Here is a 22,302-nt window from a genome sequence, read left to right on the forward strand (position 1 = left end):
CGGCTCTAAGAAGCAAGTCCGAGCCGGTAAATCTGTTCCTGAAGACCCTGTTGCAGGACGGGGGCGGCGTATGCCTGATCGTCATCGGCACGGAAAAACTGCGGGATTTCATTTATGATATGCCGGAAAATGAAGAGCTGGCCGGCCGGCTTCTTGACTTTCGGCTGGATCCGTTTTCGCGGAAACAGGCCATTGACCTGATAGCTCTTGCAGTAAGCAAATATGCAGAAAGTGCCCAGCTGAAGCTAGCGCGCAGCATTACCCGCGACGTCTATTTTCATGATCGGATTTATGACGGATGTCGAGGCAGCTATGGTCGTTGCATGCGCCTGATCGCAACGTCGGTAATACAGGCGTTCGAACAAGGGGCTTCCTCGCTGGAACTTGCCGACTTCGAGGCCGTCTTCGATCTTCAATTCCTGCATTTCAACTCAGAAAACCCTTTCAGGGCCGACTATCAACCAGGCTCGGTGACTTCCAGTTCCGTTTCAGATTTAACGCAGTTGTCCGGAGACATCGATGATGGCAGCAGCCCTCCCAAAACGCCGGGCAGGAAGCGGAGGGTCAAGAAATGACGCTCCCCCGGTTGGAACCGCAACTGCCCTTTTATGACGACGAGCTCGCGCAAGGCTATCTTGCGCGGAGCGGCCAGTTTCATACTGGCGCCAGTTTATCGCAATTTCGCGGCTACTGGGATATTGGGGTAAAGGATATCCGCGACGGAACCGAAGATTTAGTACAAGCCTTATCGGCATTGTCCGGCGTTGAAGCCGATCATATTCGGTATAACACTTTGGTTGCAAAACCTGATGGCAATTTCACGTTGCGCGGGGAAACCTTTAACCTTCCGTTTGTTCGGCGTGGGTCGGTAACCGCCTGTCTTGAGTGTTTGGCTGACGACCATTCACAGGCAGGCTGGAACCCGGGTTCTCGAAGGTTTCGGTGGCAATGGCTGCTGAGACCCGTTGTGTGCTGTGCGCTGCACCAAACCCAGCTCGTTGAGTTCCGCCTCAAAGACTGCCTCGATCTTTTCGATGTCGAGCAGTTGCTCGCGCTAAATGACTTTGAGCCCGGCGTCATTGCAACGTCCGTCGACAGAAGTCCCGGCCTTCTGCAACAGTACGTCTCCAGGCGGTTCTCCGCGACTGACAAGTGCGAAGATTGGCTGGGCTCTCAGACTATCTCCGGTGTTGTCAAGGCATCCGAAATGCTCGGGGCTCTTTTGGCGGACGGTCCTTCTGCGCCGATCAAGGAGTATGTGACTTCCGACTGGGCGCGGGTCGGGGATGTCGGCTTCAAAACTTACTCGGCAGGAACCGAGGCCATCCTGACCGAGTTCAAGCGACTGTGCATCGATTCCGGATGCAGTAGCGGCCGCGCGGGCCCTCAAGCAGCATACGGTTATTTCTTCAGGTGGCTGAAGAAGCGAAACATGGTCGACGGCATGGAGCCACTGCGGAGTATCCTCAGGACCGCCATAGTGGAAAACTTCGCCCTTGACGCAGGTGAGGTCGTGCTCGGAGAGACATTACCAGTCCGGCGGATGCACTCTGCCAACTCACTTGCGAGCGCAACCGGTATATCAAAAAGCAGGATTTCCATGCTGATGCGCAAAGCCGGCATGCTCCCGGCCACAGCCAAAGGTGCCTCTCTCAACCGCTGGGCATTCCCGGCAGATGCAGCGGAAAAGGTGATCGCTAGAACTCAGGAGGCGGTAAGCTTGCGGCAGGTCCGAAAGATTCTCGGATGCAGCGCAACGCAGGCTGAAAGATTGGCGCATTCGGGACTTATCAGTCCGATCATTCCTGTAACAGAGGGACAGCATGGGATCCGCGCAGGAGGCTACGTGAAGGAGGAACTGGAGCAATTCCTCGCGAATATATGCAATAGCTGCGGCAAAATAGATGACGAAGTCGAAGGTTATCGCTCGCTGTGGGGCGTAACTTGCGGAAGGTCATCTACAGAACAAATCTTGGAATTTCAACTAAAAGGGGAATTTAGGGACACCAAGCTCATAAAAGGCATAAATAGAATTGATCACCTGCGCTTTAATACATCTGAGGTGAAAGCTGTATTAGAGGCGCTTGACCCGGATCATACGATTTCAGCGAGCGAAGTGGCACTTATACTAGGAGTTGTGTCCTCTACGCCGCACCGGCTGGTTTCTCCAGAGCATGGCGGCCCCTGGATGCATGAGGTTGATCAAGCTGAATATCGGCAACGGAAGGGCAAGCTCCGGTTTTCACGCATCGAACTTCAGAAGTTTCAAGAGCGCTACATGACGGCGAGTGCGATAGGCAGGTTGCTTGGCATCTCGCACGTGGAGGCCAAGAAACTGATGACGAATACGGGAATTCTTCCGATTGCTGATCCTGTTTGGATGGGAGCGTGGCTCTACAAGCGAAAGGACGTGTTGCGCCTCATCGATAATCTGGATGAAACCGCTTTCCCTACCTCGGAGCTAAAAGGCGCTGCACGCGAGTGGCCAAATCGATGATCGCTCGACCAGAAAGCTGCGAAGGGCCGAATTTGGTGAATCAGATGCTTTCATCCGGTGAATCTGATGATATCTACAAAAACTACAGCCATACCAGAATGCAATAAAAACAATCACATAGCGCGCTGAAATGTGCTTTTTATGGTGCTTTTAACACTGTTTGTGTAAATGCACCCATAAAAGTCACCAAATGGCGGGTTTTGGTTCCGATATGAAGCATCGGATTCACAAACCGGCCCGGATCAGGACTATGCTGCGCGAAAATATCGACCCTCAGACAACGGGATCGATGTATCAGCCAGCAAGCAACATTCTCTCATCCTAACACTACTTTGGCATTCTTGAGCTGAGCGTTTTTTACGATTCCCATGACGGGTTTTCAATGATTCATAGGAGGTCGTTTTTTGGAGGGACCGGCCATGGACAGGAACTGGCAAGATGACCTGGAGCGCTGGCTGACGCCATTCTCCTCTGCGCTGCGGCACAAGGCGCGGGTGCGGATGGGCCCGGCCTATGTTGCCGGGTTGATAGGCCCCGGGATCGCAAGAACACTCATCCGATTGCGGCGCGAGACGGCGGCGCAAGCTACAACCAGCTTCATCATTTCATCGGCAGTGGCGTGCGGGATGCAGCCCGCTCGAAGCGGCGCTTCTCGCTGAAGCCGATAAGTTGGCCGGCGGTGATCGTTCGTGGTTGATCATCGATGGTGAGCCGGTTCAGTGAATCATTCACCCGACAAACGCATTGCCGAAGAAGGGCCGGCATTCTGTTGGCGTTGCGCCACAATATGCCTCCGCACTTGGGAAGACCGCCAATCGCTGGTCTCGGTGACACTTGCGGCGCGCGAGGCGCCGGTCATGGTGGGGCTGCGGCTGTTTCTGCCCGAGACATGGACGAGACGATCCAGAGCGCATGATGCGGGCCGGCGTGCCGAAGGTTCGTCAGACTGCTCTGACAAAGCCGGAAATCGCCATCGAGGAGATCGACCGTGTCATTGCCTCCGGCGTGCGCTCCGGTTGTGTCCTTGCCGATGCAGGATATGGATCAAGCAGCCCGTTCCGTCAGGCCCTGAGCGAGCGCGGCCTCAACTGGACGGTGGGCCGGTCACGGCGTCAGAATGTCTATCCGGGCGATGTCGCCCTGGTCTTTCCGGTCGCCAGAGCCGGAAACCGCCGCAAATACCATATTCCCGACCGGCCAGCGATTTCCGCCGAGACGATGTTGACCGGGGAGAAATGGCGAAAAGTCAGTTGGCGGCAAGGCACCAAGGGGCGATTGTCCTGTCACTTCGCCACTGCCCGCGTCGGGCTCGCCGAAGGCCACAGACACCGGATGCTCGATGGCCGCGTTCAGGCCATGCCGGGCGATGCCTCCATCAAGATGCTGGCCGCTGCCATCAAGGCCAGATGGATCTGTGAGCAGGCGCACCTGCAACTCAAGGAAGAGCTTGGGCTCGACCACTTCGAAGGCAGATCATGGGCATCGCGACATGCGCTGATGACGATGATCGCCTACGCCTTTCCCCAGTCCCGCCGCCTCAAAGCAGAGCGACGGAAAAAAGGAATCACAGGTCCGCCGCCAAAACCAACCATGCCGGCCATCAGACAGGCCATTCTTGATCTCTTTGCACGGCCTCCGCCTATGCGATCCCCACACCGTGCAAGGATCATCGCCGAACCCGTAAAACCTAAAATCCCAAAGTAGTGTTAGGCCGTTTGTCTTTGTATTTCCGCAACGAAAACCGAAGTGTTTCTCTACTTTCGTTTCAATTTGTCTCTTCACGTCGACAGCAGAAACGGACGGAATGACACGCAAATGGATTGACACGAAAACGTATGCACACGAATACTTATAATTGCAGAAATGCAAACTCATTGTAGTGAGCCAGCAGGGGTGGTCGGCTGCATCAATTGAAGCGCGTTACGCTAGGGGAACAATAAAATGGCAATGCGACGCGAAATTGGCCTTGTCGGTCTTACCTTTGTCGCCGTCGGTGGCGTTCTGGGATCTGGGTGGCTGTTTGCGCCACTCGATACAGCGCAACTAGCGGGGCCAGCCTCGATTATCTCATGGTTGATCGGCGCGGTGGCGATGCTGCTCATCGCCTTGACCTATGCTGAAAACTCAACCCTGTTTCCAATCGCAGGTGGTATTGCTCGAATTCCGCAGTTTTCCCACGGGCGCCTTCTGGCGCTGGCCATGGGCTGGAGCGCCTGGGTGGGCTACTGCACCACCGCGCCGATCGAAGTGAAAGCCTCGCTCGGCTATGCCTCGTCCTATCTGCCGTGGCTGACCGACAGCGCCGGTGGCCTGACCTTTTCGGGGTACGGCGCCGCAGCGGTCTTCCTTGCGGTGCTGACGGTGGTGAACGTTTTCGGCGTTGCCTGGTTTGCGCGGATCAACACCACGATGACCTGGTTCAAGCTGATTGTTCCGGTGATTTTCATCGTGGTCGTCGTTGCATCAAGATTTGAGCCTTCGAATTTCACATCAGCCGGCGGCTTTGCGCCTTTCGGTGTTCCCGGCATTTTCGCAGCGGTTTCCACCGGCGGTGTCGTATTCGCCTTTATTGGCTTCCGGCACGCTATTGACCTGGCCGGTGAGGTCAAAAATGCGCAAAAAGTGATCCCGATGGCGCTGATCCTCTCCGTGCTGATCTGCCTTGCCGTTTACGTTGGTCTGCAGATCGCGTTTGTCGGTGCCATCGATCCGGCTTCGCTTGCAAAGGGGTGGCAGACGATCGAGGCCAATCATGAACTCGGCCCGCTTGGCGCGCTTGCTACATCGATCGGTGTTCTCTGGCTGCTGAGCATGCTGAATGTCGCCGCCGTGATTTCACCGGCCGGCAGCGGCCTCGTCTCGGTCGGCTCCAATGCCCGTCTTGCGCTTGCGATGTCGAACAACGGCGTATTTCCGCGCCTTTTCGCCAAGCTGAACGAGTTTGGCGTACCGCTCTGGGCGCTGATCCTCAATTACTTCGTCGCGCTTTTCATGCTGATTGTCCTGCCGTTTCAGGAAATCCTCGCGCTCAACAGTGCGGCCGTGGTCCTGTCCTTCATTGCCGGTCCGGTGTCGATGGTCGCTTTCCGCTATCTTGCGCCAAACGCTCACCGTCCGTTCGTAGTGCCGGCAGCAGGGGTTATCGGAGCGCTGGCTTTCATGATCGCAACACTGATGATCTATTGGTCCGGCTGGAGCACGATCTGGGTTCTGCTCGCACTGCTGGCCGTGGGGGCGGCGCTTTTCTTCGTCAGGTTTGCGGTGATCGGGCGCGAAGACCTCGAGCCGATGAGTGCAGTATGGTTCGGCGTCTACATGGCCGGTGTTGCCATCATCTCTTATCTCGGCGGCTATGGCGGCGGCCTTGGTGTCATTCCGCATCCAGTCGACTCGATCCTGGCCGCGCTGTTTTCGATCGCGGTTTTCCTGATGGCTGTGCGTGGCCGCGTCTCGAAGGAAGCGTTCGACCGGTTCCGCAGGGAACAGCACGATATCGAGCTACAGGAATATGACGGTGACGATGTCGAGGACGTGATGTCGCGCGACTGACACCACTGCATTAACACAGACAAATGCCGCTCTTCCTTGCCGGGAAGGGCGACCTTTGTTGTTTCGCGCTTCAGTGGTGCGACCGGTCTTCGTAAGGCGAGTCCAGCGAAAACGGCGGGATCACCACCCGCAACAGCCGGTTGTCGCCGGTGCGCAGGACATAATGGCCGACCATGATGCCGGAAGGCGTGTCTAGCGGGGCTGCCGACTGGTAGGCAAAGCGTCCGCCGCTCTCAAGCACCGGTTGCTTGCCGGCGACGCCGGGGCCGTTGACGGTCTCGACAATACCGTCGGCGTTGGTGATGGTCCAGTGGCGGGCAATGATCTGGACCTCGATCGCCCCGTGATTGACGATCTCGATATCGTAGGCCCAGACAAACTGGTCATCCGCCGGGGAGGAATGCTCGTCCAGAAAACGGGTCTCCACCTTGATCTCTATGTCGTCCGTCGTTTCGCTGTCCACTGGCCGGCTCCGGAAATGTCCTGCCCGGCCGGTGTCGGTGGTCGCCGGTCGGTCCTGATCCGCAATTCTGACGCTTATGCCGGCAGTTTTGCAAGTGCCGCTGCAAAATCGTCGATCAGATCGTCGCTATCCTCGATACCGGCCGAAAAACGGATCGTGCCGCCGGTAATACCAAGTTCGGCGCGCGCCTCGTCGGAGAGGTTCTTGTGGGTTGTCGTCGCCGGATGGGTGATCAGGCTCTTGGCATCGCCGAGATTGTTGGAAATCGAGACGATGTCCAGCGCATCCTGAAGCGCAAAGGCCGCATCCTTGCCGCCCTTCAGTTCGAAGGCGATCAGCGACGATCCGGCTTTCATCTGCTTTTTGATGATGTCAGCCTGCGGGTGATCGGCGCGGCCGGGATAGATCACGCGGGCGACCTGTTTCTGATCGGCAAGGAAATCCGCAATTCTTGCGGCACTTTCGGTCTGCTGGCGGACGCGCAACGGAAAAGTTTCCAGCCCCTTCATCAACAGCCAGGCGTTGAAGGGCGACAGCGCAGGGCCGGTGTGGCGGAAATAGTCCTGCAGTTCTTCCTCAACCCATTCCTTGGACGACAGGACAACGCCTCCGAGGCAGCGGCCCTGACCATCGATATGCTTGGTTGCCGAGTAGACGACGACATCCGCACCGAGTTCGAGCGGTTTCTGGTAGAGCGCGGTGGCGAATACGTTGTCGACCACCAAACGGGCACCGGCCTGATGGGCAAGCCGCGCGACACCGGCGATATCGATCACTTCGAGTGTCGGGTTGGTCGGGCTTTCAATGAAGAACAATTTTGTGTTCGGGCGGATTGCGGCCTCGAAATTGGCAAGCGCGCGACCGTCGACCAGTGTGCATTCAATGCCATATTTCGGTGCAAGCGTTTCGACCACCCAGCGGCAGGAGCCGAACAGCGCGCGCGCTGCCACGATATGGTCACCGGCCTTCAGTTGGCATAGGATTGCGGCGGAAACGGCGGCCATACCGGAAGCGGTGGCGCGCGCATCTTCCGCGCCTTCAAGCGCGCACATACGTTGTTCGAACATGGCGTTGGTCGGGCTGCCATAGCGGGCATAGATAAAGCCCTCATCCTCGCCCTTGAAGCGGGCCTCGGCGGCGGCAGAATTTTCGTAGAGAAAGCCCTGCGTCATGAAGATGCCCTCCGACATCTCGCCATACTGCGAACGCAGGCTGCCTGCGTGAACGAGCTTGGTTTGCGGACGCCAGGACTGCTTCATCTTTTCTCTCCAAACAAAAAAACCGGTCGCGAAGGGACCGGTTACCCGGCCTTTTAGCTATTTGTTTAACGTGGCTGCAAGCCGACCGGCCAAATCACCACAGGGATAATTCGGCATATTCCCTATCAGCGCTTGCGTCAATTCTGAAACATTGGTTTTGTCGGCCAACAGGAGCAAAACCATGTCAAATAAGCCCGGAATACTGGCCGATCACGCCATTGCCGCCCTGCTGGAGCAGGGCGATCTGGTTGCCGCAAAGCCACTCGACCACGACCAGATCCAGCCCGCCAGCCTCGATCTGAGGCTCGGGGTGAAGGCCTATCGTGTGCGGGCAAGTTTCCTGCCCGGCCCGCGAAATCATGTGGCCGACAAGCTGTCGCATCTCAGCATGCACGAGATCGATCTGACGCAGGGGGCGGTGCTGGAAACTGGCTGTGTCTATATCGTGGAGTTGATGGAAGCCCTCAGGCTGGGCGAAGCGATGGCAGCCTCGACCAACCCCAAAAGCTCGACCGGAAGGCTGGATATTTTCACGCGCGTGATCACCGATTTCGCTCAGGAGTTTGATATCATTCCGGCGGGTTACGAAGGGCCGCTTTATCTGGAGATTTCGCCGCGCACCTTCCCGGTGATCGTGCGGCAGGGCTCCCGGCTTTCGCAGATCCGTTTCCGTTCTGGCCATGCCGTTCTCGCCGAAGATGCGCTGATGGCACTGCACCGCGCCGAAACGCTGGTTGCCAGCGACATGCCCAATATCTCCGATGGCGGGATTGCGCTTTCCATCGATCTGGAGGGTGAGGGGCTGGTCGGTTATCGCGGCAAGCACCACACCGGCGTCATCGATGTCGACCGCAAGGCTGGCTACGACATTCTCGATTTCTGGGAGCCGATCGAGGGACGCGGCAAGGGCGAACTGATCCTCGATCCGGATGAATTCTACATCCTGGTTTCGCGCGAGGCCGTGCATGTACCGCCGCTCTATGCCGCCGAGATGACGCCGTTCGATCCGCTGGTCGGTGAATTCCGCGTGCACTATGCAGGCTTTTTCGACCCAGGTTTCGGCCATGCGCAAGCCGGCGGCAGGGGCGCGCGTGCCGTACTGGAGGTCAGAAGCCACGAAGTGCCCTTCATTCTCGAACACAGCCAGATCGTGGGTCGTCTGGTCTACGAGCACATGATGGATCCGCCGACCGCGCTTTATGGTTCAGGTCTCGGCTCGAACTATCAGGCGCAGGGGCTTAAGCTCTCCAAGCATTTCCGGGTCGGGTAGGAACAGTCCAGAAAAAAACCGGCCACGAAGCGACCGGCTTTTCGATGGCATTCGGAATTGCCGGAACGGCTTCGTTCAGTAACCCGGCGGCAACACGGCCAGTTCGTTGCAGGTCTCTTCATTGCCGACCAGCGTGTCTCGAATTTGCGCCTGCTGGCGTGCCCGTAGACGTGCGTCGTCGATATCGGACTGATCGGCGCCCATCGCCCTCGCCTTGGCATAGATTTCCTCGGATGCATCCTTCAGCTTGGCGTCGCCACGCAGGCTGATGTAGCTCTCGCACCTCTGTGCTCCAAGCTCTGCACGTGCGCCCTGATCGAGCAGTTCCTGAAGGGACGTCTCCGGTGGTGCCGTCTGACAGCCGGCGAGCGCTACCACAGTCATAAATGCCGCGATTCGGATCAGATTGATCATGATTCATTCTCCCAATTGGTTCTTGCCGCTCATAATAGCGGAAAATGCCGACGTCGGGTCGGCTTTCTTGCGCCGGAGCGAAAACCGGGACGATGAAAGATACGTGTTTTCGCGGACTTGAAGTCGGTGTTGTATCAATTAAAAAGAAAAGGGCCCGGTTTTGCATGACCGGGCCTTCTGTGTTTATCAAAGTAGAACTCGGTTACTTACGGGCCGTCGTTGAAACCGACCTTGTCGACGAGTTCGGATGCTTCACGCCGGTGGTCGGCGATTTCGGCAAGTGACAGGTCGTCGGGGTGGATTTCGCCGAAGGATTGAACAATCTCGGAAGCTTCTGCGCCCGGCATCACAGGGTATTCAAAGACCTGTTCGGCATAGATTTCCTGCGCTTCGGACGAGGCGAGGAATTCCATCAGCGTCAAGGCGTTTTCCGGATGCGGCGCGTGTTTTGCCATCGCCATGCCGGAGACATTGACATGGGTGCCGCGGCCATCGGCGTTGGGAAACAGGATGTCGATCGCGGCTGCCCACTCCTTCTGCTCGGGCTCTTTGTCGTTGGTCATCATCAGCCCGACATAATAGGTGTTACCAAGCGCAATGTCGCATTCGCCCGACATGATGGCCTTGGCCTGGCCCCGGTCGTTGCCGTTCGGGCGACGGGCGAGATTGGCCTTGAGGCCTTTGAGCCATTCCTCCGTGTATTCGGCGCCGTGATGGGCGATCATCGAGGCGATGAGCGCAATATTATAGGGGTGTTGACCGTCGCGAATGCAAATCGCGCCTTTCCATTTCGGATCTGCCAGTTCCTCATAGGTGATCGGCACCTGACCGATACGATCTTTCGATGCGTAGACCACACGACCGCGCTTCGTCAGCGCAAACCAGTTGCCGTCGGGGTCACGAAACTGCGCGGGAATATCGGTGTTGATGATCTCGCTTTCGACCGGCTGCGTAACTTCTGCCTCCTTGGCTTCGGTCAATCGCCCGATATCGACGGTGAGGATCACATCGACGGGCGAATTGGCACCCTCCGCCTTGATCCGTTCGACAAGGCCGGTGTCCAGAAACAGCACATTGGTATTGATACCGGTCTCGGCCTCGAAAGCCTCAAGCAGCGGAGCGATCAGTTCCGGCTGACGGTAGGAATAGATGTTGACATCCTCAGCCGACGCCGGGGCGCAGACGCCGGCGATGCCGAGTGCCAGAAAAGAACCGGCAAGTGCTTTGAGCCTTGTCATTGAATTCTCCATGTGATGCTTTAACTTGAATTCGTTCATCAGGTATTAGGGCTGTGCTGTCAACCGTGCGCGTTTTAGACTTGAGTGGAAATTTCTTCTTTTGGAATTGTTCCAAAGTGAGAAACGCGCTATAAACATGGAAACATTCTAAAGAGGAAATTGGAATGCGCCTGACAAAGCAGACGAATTATGCGGTACGCATGCTCATGTATTGCGCGGCCAATGACGGCAGGCTGAGCCGTGTCCCCGAGATCGCAAGGGCTTATGGTGTATCCGAGCTTTTCCTGTTCAAGATTATCCAGCCACTGCACAAGGCCGGGATCATGGATACGGTGCGCGGTCGAAATGGTGGGGTTCGCCTCGGTCGCCCGGCATCCGAGATCACGCTTTTCGATGTCGTCTGCGTGACAGAGGAGAATTTTTCCATGGCTGAGTGTTTTGACGAGGGCAATGATTCGGATTGCCCGCTGGTCGATAGCTGCGGCTTCAACGAGGCGCTCAGAAAGGCGCTGAACGCGTTTTTCTCGGTGCTCGCTGATTATACGATTGAGGACCTGGTGCGGCGGCGTGTGGATATTTTCAAGCTGCTGAGCATTGAAGGAGGCAAGAAGGTCGAGACCTCTGCCGCGTAAAGGCGTTTCGCGATCACATTTGTGATCGCACAGGCTGATTTGATGATTTTAGATGCAAGCGCCGGGATATTTCCCGGCGTTTTTTGTTGTCCGGCGATCGTCCCCAACGAAGTTTTCCGGTGGCAAATGTGCCTTGTGCTTGTCACTGGAAAGATGTAGCAAAAGGACGCTAACTCGTAACAGCATACGTGCAAAGCCAGAACGACCTGGCTTCGGGTGGCGACAAGAGGCGGCGAACAGCTGCCCTGTTTGAAAAAGAACACGGAGATGCTCCGTTTCGGGGCAGGGAGAGAGCCATGAGCAGTCATTTCATCGGTATCGATGTCGGAACCGGCAGCGCACGCGCGGGTGTTTTCGACGAAAGTGGTCGTCTCCTCGGTGTCGGCAAGAAGGACCTCACGCTTTGGCGGGAAGCAGGCGATATCGTCGAGCAGTCCTCAACCGATATCTGGAGCGCCATCTGCTTTTCTACCAAGACCGCGCTGGCCGAGGCTGGCATCGACCCGGCAAGCGTCAGAGGTCTCGGCTTCGATGCGACCTGCTCGCTGGTTGTGCTGGACGGAGCGGGCAAGCCGCTGGCCGTTGGGCCGTCGGAAGACCCGGAACGCAATATCATCGTATGGATGGATCATCGTGCGATCGACCAGGCCAACCGCATCAATGCCGGTGGCCATGATGTTCTGCGTTATGTCGGTGGACGGATTTCACCCGAGATGGAAACCCCGAAATTGCTCTGGCTCAAGGAAAACAGGCCGGAGACTTTCGCGGCCGCCAGCCATTTCTTCGACCTAGCTGATTTCCTGTCATGGCGTGCGACCGGCGCGACCGACCGTTCGGTCTGCACCGTGACCTGCAAATGGACCTATCTGGCGCATGAAGGTCGCTGGGATGCTGAATATTTCAGGGCGATCGGTCTTGAGGAACTCGCAGAAAACGACTTTGCCCGGATTGGATCGCAGGTTGCCGATATTGCAACACCGCTTGGCAAGGGTCTGACGGAGGCCGCTGCCGCCGAGCTTGGTCTTGTTGCCGGAACACCTGTCGGCGCGTCGCTGATCGATGCGCATTGCGGTGGTGTCGGCACCTTTGCCTGCGAGGGGCCGGATGGCGAATATCTGCCGCCGGAAACCCAGATGGCACTGATCATGGGCACCTCTGCTTGCGCCATGACGCTGGCGCAGGAGGCCAATTTCGTCGACGGTGTCTGGGGCCCCTATTTCGGTGCCATGGTGCCGGGCTTCTGGCTGCTGGAAGGTGGCCAGTCTGCCTATGGCGCCGCACTTGACCACCTCGTTACCCTGCATCCGGCCTATCCTGCGATCCGCGAAAAGGCCGCAACGGCGGGGCTTCCGGTGCCTGTCTATTTGGAAAAGCGCGCCATCGAAAAAGCCGGTTCGGCGGAGCAGGCTGCTTATCTTGGTCGCGATATCCAGGTGGTCCCGGAATTTCTTGGCAATCGCGCCCCTTATGCCGATCCGCAGGCAACCGGCGTTGTCAGCGGGCTTAAGCTCGATGCCGGCGAGGACAGCCTGGTGGCGCTCTATGTCGCGGGTCTTTGCGGCCTGTGCTACGGTACCCGCCAGATCATCGAGGCGGAGAAAGCCAAGGGGCTGCCGCTTGAAACCATAGTGGTCAGCGGTGGCGCCGCCCAAAGCAGCCTGCTGCGGCGCATTCTTGCCGATGCCACGGGCCTCAAGGTCGCATTGCCCGATACGGCCGAACCGGTGCTTCTCGGCGGTGCCATCATCGGGGCGGTTGCTTCGGGCCATCACCGCGATATCGAACAGGGCGCGCGTCAGATGTCTTCCATCCGGGAGATCATGGCACCTGCCGGCGGCGCGGTGGCCGACCTGCATGCGGCAAAGTTCGAAGCCTTTTCGTTGCTGCAGGATGCCGACCGCAAGATCAGGGCTGCAATGAACACGTAAATGGGGTTGTGCCGGACATTGACGGCGCAAAGGTGAAATGTCGGCTTACAGTGCGCCCGTAAAGGGCGCACCTTGCTCTTGCTGCGGAGATAGCAGCAGCCGGCGTTGAGCGGCACCCTTGTGGAAGACTGCCTGATAGCGGAGAAAAACAGGCTATGGCGAAAACGATATCCGAGATTGCTGCGGAAACCGGCTATTCCCGGACCACGATCACCATGGTGCTGAGCGGGCGGGCCTCCGAATACCGGATCAGCGAGCGCACTCAGAAAATTATAGGTGAGTACGTCGCCGAGCATGGTTACACGATCAACCAGACGGCGCGTAATCTGAAGACCCGGCGCAGCCATACGGTCGGTTTCGTGGCACCGGAGATCGCCAATCCGTTCTTCGCCCGTTTCATGGCGCATCTTGAAGCATGCTGCAGGGCAGAGGGGCTTGTGCTGATCACCACGTCGAGTGGCGAGGATCCAGCCGTGGAGAGGCGCGCGCTTCAGAGTCTGCTTGAGCGCGGCGTGGATGCGCTGGTGCTGGCGCCTTGTGCACCGCGTCCGGCGGTTTCGGCCAAAAAGCGCAACACACGCACGCCCATGGTGGTGATCGACCGTCATTATCCGGGCGACAGCACGGCGGTGATTACCAGCGACCACAAGGAGAATGCCAGGCTCCTGACCGCTGCTGTGATGGCATCGGGCGCGCGCGATATGGCGTTTTTCTGCGGCCACCCGGACAATCCCGCGATCATCGCGCGTATCGACGGTTTTCGCGAAGCCGCCGGCAACGGCGAAAACACCCGCGTTATGACAGCAGCAGACGATAATGTGGCCGCTGGCGAAACCATGATGCGGACGCTGTTGCATGAGGGCGGGGCACTGCCCTCGGCGCTGCTGTGCTCGTCGCTGCTGGTGCTTGAGGGCGCGCTTCAGTGTCTCAAGCGCGAACGCTCCGCGGTGCCACCCGGCATGATCATCGGCACCTTCGATTATGATGGTTTTCTTGAGCTCCTGCCCAATACGGTGATCGTCATCCGGCAAAACGAGGAGGCGCTGGCACGTGCCGCCTTCCACTCGATTACCGCCCAGATTCGAGGCGAGGTGGCGGCAGGTGAACCGCGCACGGTTGTTGATGCCGAGCTGGTTTACCTCAACGCACCCGTATAGGGCCTGCCAAACCCGGTGAAGCGAAGCCGCTAGTGGTCCGATTCCAACATTTGGTTCCCCTCGCTGCGACCTCATCAGCAAATGTTGGAATCATAGGGACCACTGGCAAGGATATGTTTTCTAGTGGAATTTTAGAATTTGACAGTTGACGGATGAGGTCGTTGAAACGGGACTCAAATGCCAAATTCATCCCACTAGACACTGCTTGCCCTGAGCATGACGAGGTCCTCGACCGGACGGAAGCTGTCGGAACTTGCCGCACGCCACCAATCACCATAGATCGTCGAGTCGGGATCCGAAAGCAGAACACCCTCGGCCAGGAAGGGATGAAGCTTGTCGAGCGGCACGGAATCATGCGAGCCCACGCGGTGCATGATGTGATGTGGCTGAAGGTCCTGTGGGTGGGCGAAACCGCAGGCAGCAACGATATCAGCGAGCGCTTCGAGGGTTTTCCGGTGGAAGCGCGCTGCATGCTGTCCCTGTTCCTCGGGCACAAGCGCGCGCTGGCGCCACTTGTCCTGGGTGGTCACACCGGTCGGGCAGGTGCCAGTGTGACAGCGCTGGGCCTGAATACAGCCAACAGACATCATGAAGGCGCGCGCGGCATTGCACCAGTCCGCGCCAAGCGCAAGATTGTGCGCGAGGCCCATGCCGGAAAAAACCTTGCCGCTGGCAGCGAGCCGCACATGCTTTTTCACGCCGGCGCCGACCAGAGCGTTGCGCATCAGCACCAGCCCGTCCCAAAGCGGCATACCAACCCAATCGGCAAGCTCAAGGGGGCTGCACCGGTTCCGCCTTCAGCACCGTCTATGACGATGAAATCGGGATAGATACCGGTGGTCAGCATCGCCTTCACCAGCGCGAAGGGCTCGTGCGGCTGGCCGACGCAAAATTTGATCCCGACCGGCTTGCCACCGGAGAGCTCGCGCATCGAGGCGGCGAATTCCAGCATCTGCGCCGGTGTCGAAAATGCGGAATGACCGCGCGGCGACAGACAGTTCTCATAAACAGGAACGCCGCGCACCTCTGCAATCTCGGGCGTGACTTTCGAACCCAGAAGCATGCCGCCATGGCCGGGCTTGGCGCCCTGGCTGATCTTTATCTCCGTCATCTTAACCGCTTCGTTGGCGGCCTTGTCGCGGAATTTTTCCGGATCAAATTTGCCATCCTTGTCGCGCGCGCCGAAATATCCGGAGCCGATCTCCCAAACGAGATCACCGCCATTTTCAAGGTGATGCCTGCTGAGGCCGCCCTCGCCTGTGTCCTGATAAAAGCCGCCGTCGCGGGCGCCGATATTCATGGCCTTGACCGCATTGGCTGAGAGAGCGCCGAAGCTCATCGCCGAAATATTGAGTATTGAGGCCGAATAGGGCTTCGAAGACTGCTCATTACCGACGGTGATGCGGGGCGAAAGGTCCGGCTCGCGTTCGGGCGCCATCGAATGCGATATCCAATGGTGCGGATCCTCGTAAACGTCCAGCTCGGTGCCAAACGGGATTGTGTCGGCCAGACCATGAGAGCGGGTTTTAATCAGCTGGCGCGCCGCATAGGAATAGGGCGTTCCGTGGGTGTCATCCTCCACCGCATAGGCTCGAATGAAGGGCCTCAGCGAAAGTGCCAGCCAGCGCAAACGACCCGCAACGGGATAGTTGCGCGTGATTGTCCAGGATGACTGAAACCAGTCATAGGCCGCCACAGCAAGCGCCGGAATGGTAAAAAGCAGGATCCAGAACCACCCGGCAGCGATGGCAACGATGGTGAAGAACGCGGCGGCGATCGGTATGATGCACCGCATGAGCATATCGAGCATGCAACCTCCCCTTGTTTTATTCATGCGCTACCAGAACGCGCGCATTCTGACCAGCAATACGGATGACATTTGGACCGGATTGTACAGCGCAGTGACTGTGAAAGTCATTTCTACGCATCAAAGGCAGAAAGCCAATACAAATTTCCGGCTACGCCACCGAAGGAAGTCGGATCTCGCACCCCTTGTTCCGGGAACGTAATGAAATCACTCCTCACCGTGTCACTTGAGCCGCTTGATCAGGCTCGATGTGTCCCACCGGCCGCCACCCTGCTTCTGAATATCAGCATAAAACTGATCGACAAGTGCAGTGACCGGCAGTGAAGCGCCATTCCGGTTTGCTTCTGTCAGGCATATATTCAGATCCTTGCGCATCAGGTCGACGGCAAAGCCGAAGTCGAATTCTCCGGCATTCATCGTCGTGCCGCGGTTTTCCATCTGCCACGACCCGGCCGCCCCCTTGGTGATGATGTCGAGAACGATGTCGACATCGATCTCGGCTTTCTGGGCGAAGTGAATGCCCTCAGAAAGCGCCTGTACCAAACCGCCGATGCAGATCTGATTGACCATCTTGGCAAGCTGTCCGCTGCCAGCTTCACCAACTCGCCGCACCGAACGGCCATAGCTTTCCATCACCGGCCGGGCGCTTTCAAAATGTTCTTCGTCCCCGCCGCACATCACCGTCAGTACGCCGTTGACCGCACCGGCTTCACCGCCAGAGACCGGCGCATCAATGAAAGCGATGCCTTTTTCGGCCGCAGCGGCGTAGAGTTCTCGCGCGACCTCTGCCGATGCCGTCGTATGATCAACGAAGATCGAACCTGCTCTCATGCTCGAAAATGCACCGCCTTCGCCGAGGGTGACGGCGCGCAGGTCATCATCATTGCCGACACAGCAAAACACGATGTCCTTGGCCGTAGACGCGCCAGCCGGAGTCTCGGCCACGCTGCCGCCATTCTCGTCCGTCCATTTGAGCGCTTTTGCCAGCGTCCGATTATAGACCGTGACGGCATGCCCGTTTTTGACCAGGTGCCCAGCCATCGGATACCCCATCACACCCAAACCGAGGAATGCAACATCTGCCATTGCGTCTGCCTTTCGTCTCTCAGGTACTTGATCCCATCGGGAAAGCGCGCCGCTGCAACAGCCCTCCCCGAACAGGCAAAATCATCACCGATTGCCCGGCTTATGCCTAAATGCAAACATCCCGATTTGACAGGTTTTCGCAAGGCCGATGCGAACCCCAGCGTACGGGCCGCAATAACAGACTGAAAATATTCCGTTATTATATGGCCGAAAGAGGCTTACGATACAGGTAAGCTCTCTTTGAGAGGTTTGTCGGCATCACGCTCGAATTTAAGCTCTGTATTGCGACGGAGGCCAGTTGTCGGCAGGCATCGGGACCCTTGCAAGGTCCGTGATCAGCGCCGCAAGGCTTTTTGCGGTATGATCGAGCAGCACCCTCCCCTTCTCGGCCGTGGCAAGACCAGCATCGCCGGTCACACCGTCTGTATTGAGGTCCTGCGCTTTCCAGCCGAGACCACCGGCGCGACCGCCACCTGGATTGGCCGAAAGCTGCTGCGTTGACGCCTCGATGGAGTCGACCGACGAACGAAAGTCTCCGAAATGCTCCATCACCACAAGCTCCGGATGCAGCGCCAGCATCAGCGATGTCTCGATATCGCCACCGTGAAAGCCGGTGCGGATCTCATCTTCGCAGAACAGCCCATCCGGATAACCGGCATCAAACCATGTGGCATAGGCACCGAGAATGTTGTGTCGCACGCGCTGATCGAGCGCGACAGCCGCCAGCAGACCCGATTGTCCGCCATGGCTATTGAAGATCAGGATGCGCTTCAGCCCGGTGGAGAGCACGGCGCAATCGAGCACCCGGGTCCAGGACTGCATCAGGTCGGGCGCAGCGTGGGCCAGCGAACCTGCGTAATCGAGATGTTCCTGCGAGGCCCCGACCGGCTGCAGCGGCAAGACAACGGCAGGGATATCATCGCCGAGCTTTCCGAGGGCTGCAGCCACGATCCCGTTGTTGATCAGGCAATCGGTTCCGACCGGCAGGTGCGGGCCATGCTGCTCGGTCGCCGCGACCGGCAGAACCGCAACAGTGTTGCCCGCAAGAGCGGCATGTTCCGGCGATGTCATTTCCAGCCAGTAGCGTTTCATGGGTGTGCCCCCCGATCATCTTGGCGTTAAAGGTGGCAAGCCCCTCAGCAACGACTGCAAGCTCCAGCCCGTTCACAGCCGAAACCTCATCGATCAGGGCTTGCGGAATACTCTCGGCTCCAGTCCAGGCCGCAGCCACCGCGCCCGCGATCATGGCAATCGTGTCGCTGTCATTGCCGCCATTGACTGCTGCGACGATCGCTTTCCATGGATTGCCGTCGACTGCCGCGACAAGCCCGAAAGCATGAGGCACAGCCTCCGCCATGGCAACGCCATTGCCGATTACTTCGATCAATTCCGCCCGGGCCGCCTCGATATCCGCCCTGTAGCGGGTACCGATCTCGACGGCGATTTCGATCCGACGGGAAACGCCAGCGCCCCCGACAATGCGGCCGCTTCTGTGGGCCTCCACCTCGCCGAGCCGCGCGCCCTCAAGTGCCGCCTCGGCAAGGGTCATCGATCGTTCGGACGAGAGCCCGACGGCGATAGCACCCGCAACGGCGGAAGCTCCGGCATAGGCGATCTGGGTATTATGGGTCGGCGCCGACATCAGGCAGGCCATGCGCACGGCCTCGGAAAGGTCGCCTGCCGCCGCGCAGCCTGCCGTCGGCGCGCGCATTGCCCCGCCATTTGAGGTACCGAACATACAGGAGTAGCTTTCGGGCGTGGCCACCGCCTCGGCGGGCGCACCGGCACGCATGGCCTCAACGGCGATACGGGTCGTCGGACCGGCAAAGCGCTGGAACATTTCCTCGTCATGCGACCAGTCGATGAACCCGGCAATCGCATCAGCGGAGACCGGTGCGCGTTCCAGCCCGATCACGCGTCTGGCCATAGCCAGCATCTGCGTGGCATCATCCGTCAGCCGGCCCGGCGCCAGCCCCTTGGCGAAGGGTGATTTTTCCGGCGGCGTTTGAAAACTGGTCACTGGCCCGCCAAAAACGCGGATAATCTCGTCGGGATGCATGCATTCGGTGGCGGCTCCCAGCGCATCGGCTACACAGGCGGCCGACAGCACGGCCTCGATTGCTTTCGATTTGGTTGCCATGTCTACAGTTTTTCCTTCATCTTGTCTTTCAGCAGCGCCTCTGCGCCCGCCTCATCGGCCAATCCCGTTTCCAGGAAATGCGCTGCCGCGGCCGTGGCAAAGGCTAGCGTCTTTTCAAACCGGAAACCTCGCCGGGTGGCGGCGGCAAGGCCCGCCAGAAACACATCGCCCGCACCGGTCGTGTTGCGGGGGGTCACCTTGAAGGCATCAAGGCGATGGACGCTATCGCGATCCGTGGCGACAAGCCCATCCGCGCCGAGCGTGACAATGGCCTTGCGGGCGCCTGCGCCGGACAGGAAGCGGGCCAGTGCTTCGGCAGCATCAGCACGTGGCAGTGTATTGCCAGTCCGCGTCATCCAGGTCTCCAGAACCTGCCGGTTGGTGATGACCACCGAGGCAAATGGCAGGATCTTTTCCATCCCCTGCCAACCCCAGCGCTCGATTTCGGGCAGTTCCAGATCGATCATCCGTTCGATGCCTATTGCCGCCGCCCGGTCGAACATACGCGCCACCGCTTCCGGGTGGAAAAAGTTCGCGATCACCGTATCGTCCGGCTGCAGCTTCACCGTGTCGCCGATGATCGCCAGCGTATCAACAGGGACGGGATCGATCAGGATCGCCTTTTCTCCGGTACGATCAACGATAATGGTGGCAGAGGCCGTCACACTGTCGGCTTTCACATCGACGGCCTCGGTGCTCATATCCCGCTCGGCAAGCCACTGCATCAGGCGAGCTCCCTCGCCATCATCACCGATGGTCGAGACCAGCCGGGCATCCGCGCCGAGCCGCGTCAGCGCCCAGGCGCAGTTAAGCGGGGGCCCACCGGCGCGTTCTTCCTTTTGCTTGATAAAGGCCTTCTCGTCATGCCCCGGCAGATCGTCAACCGTGAGCACGCGGTCGAGCACCAGCGGGCCGAGGCAATAGATTGCACCACTCATGGAAGCGCCACCTTCGCGCCGGTATCGGGGTCAAACAGCAGCGTCTCGGCCTCATCGATGCGGATATGCACCGCTTCGCCGAATTGAGGTGGCTTTGCGCGCGTCGGCACGGCGATCCGGTGTTCGCCAAGCGCCACATGCACCAACCAGGAGCCTCCGATATATTCACTGGAGTGAACCTCCCCGGTAATCGTCAACGGCCCCGCCTGATCAGCAAAGGACAGCCGGTCCGACCTGAGACCAAGCAGCACCGGCTTGCCGTTTTGAAGATCGATTGCAACGGAAAGCGTCTTCGACGGCATGAAGGCCGTGCCGCCGATACCGTAGCCATCAGGTGTCTTTTCCACCGGCAGCAGGATCGCCGGCGGACTGCCGACAAAAGTTGCCACGAAGGCGGAAGCCGGGTGCTCGTAGATCGTCTCCGGGGTATCGTGCTGCAGCACATAGCCATTGGCCATAACGGCCACGCGGTCGGCCATGCTCATTGCCTCTTCCTGATCATGTGTGACCATCACCGTGGTCAGCCCGATGCGCTCATGCAGCTCGCGGATATCGACACGCACGCTTTTCCTCAGCACCGCATCGAGATTGGAGAGAGGCTCATCAAGCAACAGAAGCTTCGGACGGATGACAAGTGCGCGGGCAAGCGCCACACGCTGCTGTTGCCCGCCGGAAAGAGCGTTCGGCATTCGGCCAGAAAGCCCCTCGAGCTTGACCAGTTCAAGCACTTCGGCAATGCGCTGATCCGCCTCATCGCCCTTGATGCCGCGCATATCGAGACCGAAGCGGATATTGGCGTCCACCGTCATGTGCGGAAACAGCGCATAGGACTGAAATACAATACCAATGTCGCGCTTGTAGGTCGGGATGGCATCAAGCCCCTCGCCCGCCAGCGCCATCTGCCCCTCGGTGGCCTTTTCAAGGCCTGCGATGATCTTCAACAGCGTGGTCTTGCCGCAGCCGGATGGGCCAAGCAGCGCCAGAAACTCGCCCTTGCGTACGTTCAGTGACACGCTTTTTAGCGCCGGTTCTGAACCGCCGTAGTTCTTCATGACTTTCTGGATCACCAGATGGTCGGGTGCGCGCTTTTCAGCCATTGGCATCCTCCCGGCAAAGGCGGGCGAGCGCCGAAAGGCCAACCCTGATTGCGGCCGTCTGGCCGGAGCCGGATTTGTGCAATTCGCCGGTCACAACATTGTCGCCGACCGAGCAGATCGCGCCGCCGCGCCTGTCGTAAAGGCTGCAAAGCGTCAGGATCGCGGCGCTTTCCCGGTCGGTGTTGAGCACACCCGCGCGGCTCCAGTAGTCGATGATCTGCTTGTGATCGTCCTGCAGATAGCCATTTGGCCCCGGCTTGCCCCAACCGCAATATTCACTGTCGCCGGAACGCGTGATACCGATGTGATAAGGGTGACCGACACCGTCAGCAGCCGCCTTCATGGCCCCCACGACCTGCCAGTCGGCAACGGCTGGATATTCGGTTCGCACATGGGACTTGGTCATGCCCTCGTCACGCACGGCACCGGAGGAAATCACAATATCGCCGACACCGACCTTAGGGCTCCAGGCACCGCATCCACCAATACGGATGACTGTCGAACAATCAGTGAAATTGAAGAGGTCCATCAGCGCAAGCTCGGCTTCAGGCGAACCTGAGCCGCCGGAGACGATAGAGATCGGCGCGCCTTCGTAGGTGCCGGAGACCGTGGTGAACAGCCCCGTCTTTGCCGAGATTTCGGCATTGTCCAGGGCTGCGGCAAGGGAATCTTCTTCGGCGCCATCGCCCACCACCAGCGGATCCTTGACGGCAAGCACCACGTAAGGGGCGATGCGATCGCGTTTGAAGCCGGTGAGCAGCGGAATGCCGTCGCGCACGAAATGCGGCATGGTTTTGAGATAGCGGTATTCTTCGGACATTAATCTA

The 22,302-nt window shown here is 58.6% G+C and carries 17 protein-coding genes, 2 pseudogenes and 1 riboswitch; of the genes and pseudogenes, 8 read left to right on the forward strand and 11 right to left on the reverse strand.

Going from position 1 to position 22,302, the window contains the following annotated elements:
- The first annotated feature begins 50 nt into the window (after window positions 1–50).
- From AC0L7L_RS13205 to AC0L7L_RS13220, 4 genes and pseudogenes are all read left to right on the forward strand, one after another.
- Window positions 51–575 carry a hypothetical protein gene (locus tag AC0L7L_RS13205; RefSeq protein ID WP_473509464.1) on the forward strand — a complete coding sequence of 175 codons (525 nt, stop codon included), beginning with the start codon at window positions 51–53 and terminating at the stop codon, window positions 573–575.
- Window positions 572–2,497, forward strand: coding sequence for a TniQ family protein (locus AC0L7L_RS13210; RefSeq protein ID WP_473509466.1), 1,926 nt, complete (start codon window positions 572–574; stop codon window positions 2,495–2,497). Before AC0L7L_RS13205 ends, AC0L7L_RS13210 begins: the two co-directional genes overlap by 4 nt.
- A gap of 382 nt (window positions 2,498–2,879) precedes the next feature.
- Window positions 2,880–4,116 (forward strand): annotated as a pseudogene (locus tag AC0L7L_RS13215) (IS701 family transposase).
- Between the two features lie 322 nt (window positions 4,117–4,438).
- Window positions 4,439–6,046 carry an APC family permease gene (locus AC0L7L_RS13220; protein ID WP_473509468.1) on the forward strand — a complete coding sequence of 536 codons (1,608 nt, stop codon included), beginning with the start codon at window positions 4,439–4,441 and terminating at the stop codon, window positions 6,044–6,046.
- A 70-nt stretch (window positions 6,047–6,116) separates the two neighbouring features.
- Here the strand turns inward: AC0L7L_RS13220 and apaG are convergent, their stop codons facing one another.
- The gene (apaG, locus tag AC0L7L_RS13225) at window positions 6,117–6,509 is read right to left on the reverse strand and encodes a Co2+/Mg2+ efflux protein ApaG (RefSeq protein ID WP_272212439.1); all 393 of its coding nucleotides are present in this window, start codon (window positions 6,507–6,509) and stop codon (window positions 6,117–6,119) included.
- Between the two features lie 74 nt (window positions 6,510–6,583).
- On the reverse strand, window positions 6,584–7,768 hold the full coding sequence (locus AC0L7L_RS13230; RefSeq protein WP_473509470.1) for an O-succinylhomoserine sulfhydrylase: 1,185 nt from the start codon (window positions 7,766–7,768) through the stop codon (window positions 6,584–6,586).
- Between the two features lie 33 nt (window positions 7,769–7,801).
- Window positions 7,802–7,879: riboswitch (SAM riboswitch) on the reverse strand.
- Window positions 7,880–7,949: 70 nt separating this feature from the next.
- On the opposite strand from AC0L7L_RS13230, the gene AC0L7L_RS13235 reads away from it, so the two are divergent.
- Window positions 7,950–9,038, forward strand: a complete 1,089-nt coding sequence (locus AC0L7L_RS13235; RefSeq protein WP_473509472.1) for a 2'-deoxycytidine 5'-triphosphate deaminase — start codon at window positions 7,950–7,952, stop codon at window positions 9,036–9,038.
- A gap of 75 nt (window positions 9,039–9,113) precedes the next feature.
- Here AC0L7L_RS13235 and AC0L7L_RS13240 read toward each other — a convergent pair whose 3' ends face one another.
- Both AC0L7L_RS13240 and AC0L7L_RS13245 read right to left on the reverse strand, forming a co-directional pair.
- The gene (locus AC0L7L_RS13240) at window positions 9,114–9,452 is read right to left on the reverse strand and encodes a hypothetical protein (protein ID WP_272212442.1); all 339 of its coding nucleotides are present in this window, start codon (window positions 9,450–9,452) and stop codon (window positions 9,114–9,116) included.
- 206 nt (window positions 9,453–9,658) lie between these two features.
- A complete protein-coding gene (locus AC0L7L_RS13245) occupies window positions 9,659–10,690 on the reverse strand; it encodes a Fe(3+) ABC transporter substrate-binding protein (RefSeq protein ID WP_272212443.1) in 1,032 nt (343 codons plus the stop codon).
- 164 nt (window positions 10,691–10,854) lie between these two features.
- Between AC0L7L_RS13245 and rirA the strand changes: the two genes are divergently transcribed.
- The 3 genes from rirA (at window position 10,855) to AC0L7L_RS13260 (ending at window position 14,407) form a co-directional block, all read left to right on the forward strand.
- Window positions 10,855–11,322, forward strand: coding sequence for an iron-responsive transcriptional regulator RirA (gene rirA / locus AC0L7L_RS13250; RefSeq protein WP_272212444.1), 468 nt, complete (start codon window positions 10,855–10,857; stop codon window positions 11,320–11,322).
- Between the two features lie 296 nt (window positions 11,323–11,618).
- On the forward strand, window positions 11,619–13,250 hold the full coding sequence (locus AC0L7L_RS13255) for an FGGY-family carbohydrate kinase (RefSeq protein WP_272212445.1): 1,632 nt from the start codon (window positions 11,619–11,621) through the stop codon (window positions 13,248–13,250).
- Between the two features lie 155 nt (window positions 13,251–13,405).
- The gene (locus AC0L7L_RS13260) at window positions 13,406–14,407 is read left to right on the forward strand and encodes a substrate-binding domain-containing protein (protein ID WP_473509476.1); all 1,002 of its coding nucleotides are present in this window, start codon (window positions 13,406–13,408) and stop codon (window positions 14,405–14,407) included.
- A 194-nt stretch (window positions 14,408–14,601) separates the two neighbouring features.
- On the opposite strand, the pseudogene AC0L7L_RS13265 reads toward AC0L7L_RS13260, so the two are convergent.
- The 7 genes and pseudogenes from AC0L7L_RS13265 to AC0L7L_RS13295 all read right to left on the reverse strand — a co-directional run bounded on the left by AC0L7L_RS13265 (window position 14,602) and on the right by AC0L7L_RS13295 (window position 22,295).
- Window positions 14,602–16,241: pseudogene (locus tag AC0L7L_RS13265) on the reverse strand (FMN-binding glutamate synthase family protein).
- A gap of 195 nt (window positions 16,242–16,436) precedes the next feature.
- Window positions 16,437–17,300 carry an NAD(P)-dependent oxidoreductase gene (locus tag AC0L7L_RS13270; RefSeq protein ID WP_473509478.1) on the reverse strand — a complete coding sequence of 288 codons (864 nt, stop codon included), beginning with the start codon at window positions 17,298–17,300 and terminating at the stop codon, window positions 16,437–16,439.
- A 270-nt stretch (window positions 17,301–17,570) separates the two neighbouring features.
- On the reverse strand, window positions 17,571–18,323 hold the full coding sequence (locus AC0L7L_RS13275) for a creatininase family protein (RefSeq protein WP_473513923.1): 753 nt from the start codon (window positions 18,321–18,323) through the stop codon (window positions 17,571–17,573).
- Entirely contained in the window at window positions 18,217–19,440 is a 1,224-nt protein-coding gene (locus AC0L7L_RS13280) for an ADP-ribosylglycohydrolase family protein (protein WP_473509480.1), read from the reverse strand. The genes AC0L7L_RS13275 and AC0L7L_RS13280 overlap by 107 nt, the downstream gene beginning before the upstream one ends.
- Before the next feature lie 2 nt (window positions 19,441–19,442).
- Window positions 19,443–20,378 carry a carbohydrate kinase family protein gene (locus AC0L7L_RS13285; RefSeq protein ID WP_473509482.1) on the reverse strand — a complete coding sequence of 312 codons (936 nt, stop codon included), beginning with the start codon at window positions 20,376–20,378 and terminating at the stop codon, window positions 19,443–19,445.
- Window positions 20,375–21,475, reverse strand: a complete 1,101-nt coding sequence (locus AC0L7L_RS13290; protein ID WP_272212453.1) for an ABC transporter ATP-binding protein — start codon at window positions 21,473–21,475, stop codon at window positions 20,375–20,377. The genes AC0L7L_RS13285 and AC0L7L_RS13290 overlap by 4 nt, the downstream gene beginning before the upstream one ends.
- Complete coding sequence (locus tag AC0L7L_RS13295; RefSeq protein ID WP_272212454.1) at window positions 21,468–22,295, reverse strand: nucleoside phosphorylase; 828 nt, start codon at window positions 22,293–22,295, stop codon at window positions 21,468–21,470. Before AC0L7L_RS13295 ends, AC0L7L_RS13290 begins: the two co-directional genes overlap by 8 nt.
- Window positions 22,296–22,302 lie beyond the last annotated feature (7 nt).

The sequence above is a fragment of the Martelella sp. K41-7 genome (assembly GCF_055808365.1).

Coding starts and splice junctions, on each gene's coding strand:
- AC0L7L_RS13210 (WP_473509466.1), top strand. CDS start 572: ATGACGCTCCCCCGGTTGGAACCGCAACTGCCCTTTTATGACGACGAG.
- AC0L7L_RS13220 (WP_473509468.1), top strand. CDS start 4,439: ATGGCAATGCGACGCGAAATTGGCCTTGTCGGTCTTACCTTTGTCGCC.
- AC0L7L_RS13230 (WP_473509470.1), bottom strand. CDS start 7,768: ATGAAGCAGTCCTGGCGTCCGCAAACCAAGCTCGTTCACGCAGGCAGC.
- AC0L7L_RS13235 (WP_473509472.1), top strand. CDS start 7,950: ATGTCAAATAAGCCCGGAATACTGGCCGATCACGCCATTGCCGCCCTG.
- AC0L7L_RS13240 (WP_272212442.1), bottom strand. CDS start 9,452: ATGATCAATCTGATCCGAATCGCGGCATTTATGACTGTGGTAGCGCTC.
- AC0L7L_RS13245 (WP_272212443.1), bottom strand. CDS start 10,690: ATGACAAGGCTCAAAGCACTTGCCGGTTCTTTTCTGGCACTCGGCATC.
- rirA (WP_272212444.1), top strand. CDS start 10,855: ATGCGCCTGACAAAGCAGACGAATTATGCGGTACGCATGCTCATGTAT.
- AC0L7L_RS13255 (WP_272212445.1), top strand. CDS start 11,619: ATGAGCAGTCATTTCATCGGTATCGATGTCGGAACCGGCAGCGCACGC.
- AC0L7L_RS13260 (WP_473509476.1), top strand. CDS start 13,406: ATGGCGAAAACGATATCCGAGATTGCTGCGGAAACCGGCTATTCCCGG.
- AC0L7L_RS13270 (WP_473509478.1), bottom strand. CDS start 17,300: ATGGCAGATGTTGCATTCCTCGGTTTGGGTGTGATGGGGTATCCGATG.
- AC0L7L_RS13280 (WP_473509480.1), bottom strand. CDS start 19,440: ATGGCAACCAAATCGAAAGCAATCGAGGCCGTGCTGTCGGCCGCCTGT.
- AC0L7L_RS13285 (WP_473509482.1), bottom strand. CDS start 20,378: ATGAGTGGTGCAATCTATTGCCTCGGCCCGCTGGTGCTCGACCGCGTG.
- AC0L7L_RS13290 (WP_272212453.1), bottom strand. CDS start 21,475: ATGGCTGAAAAGCGCGCACCCGACCATCTGGTGATCCAGAAAGTCATG.
- AC0L7L_RS13295 (WP_272212454.1), bottom strand. CDS start 22,295: ATGTCCGAAGAATACCGCTATCTCAAAACCATGCCGCATTTCGTGCGC.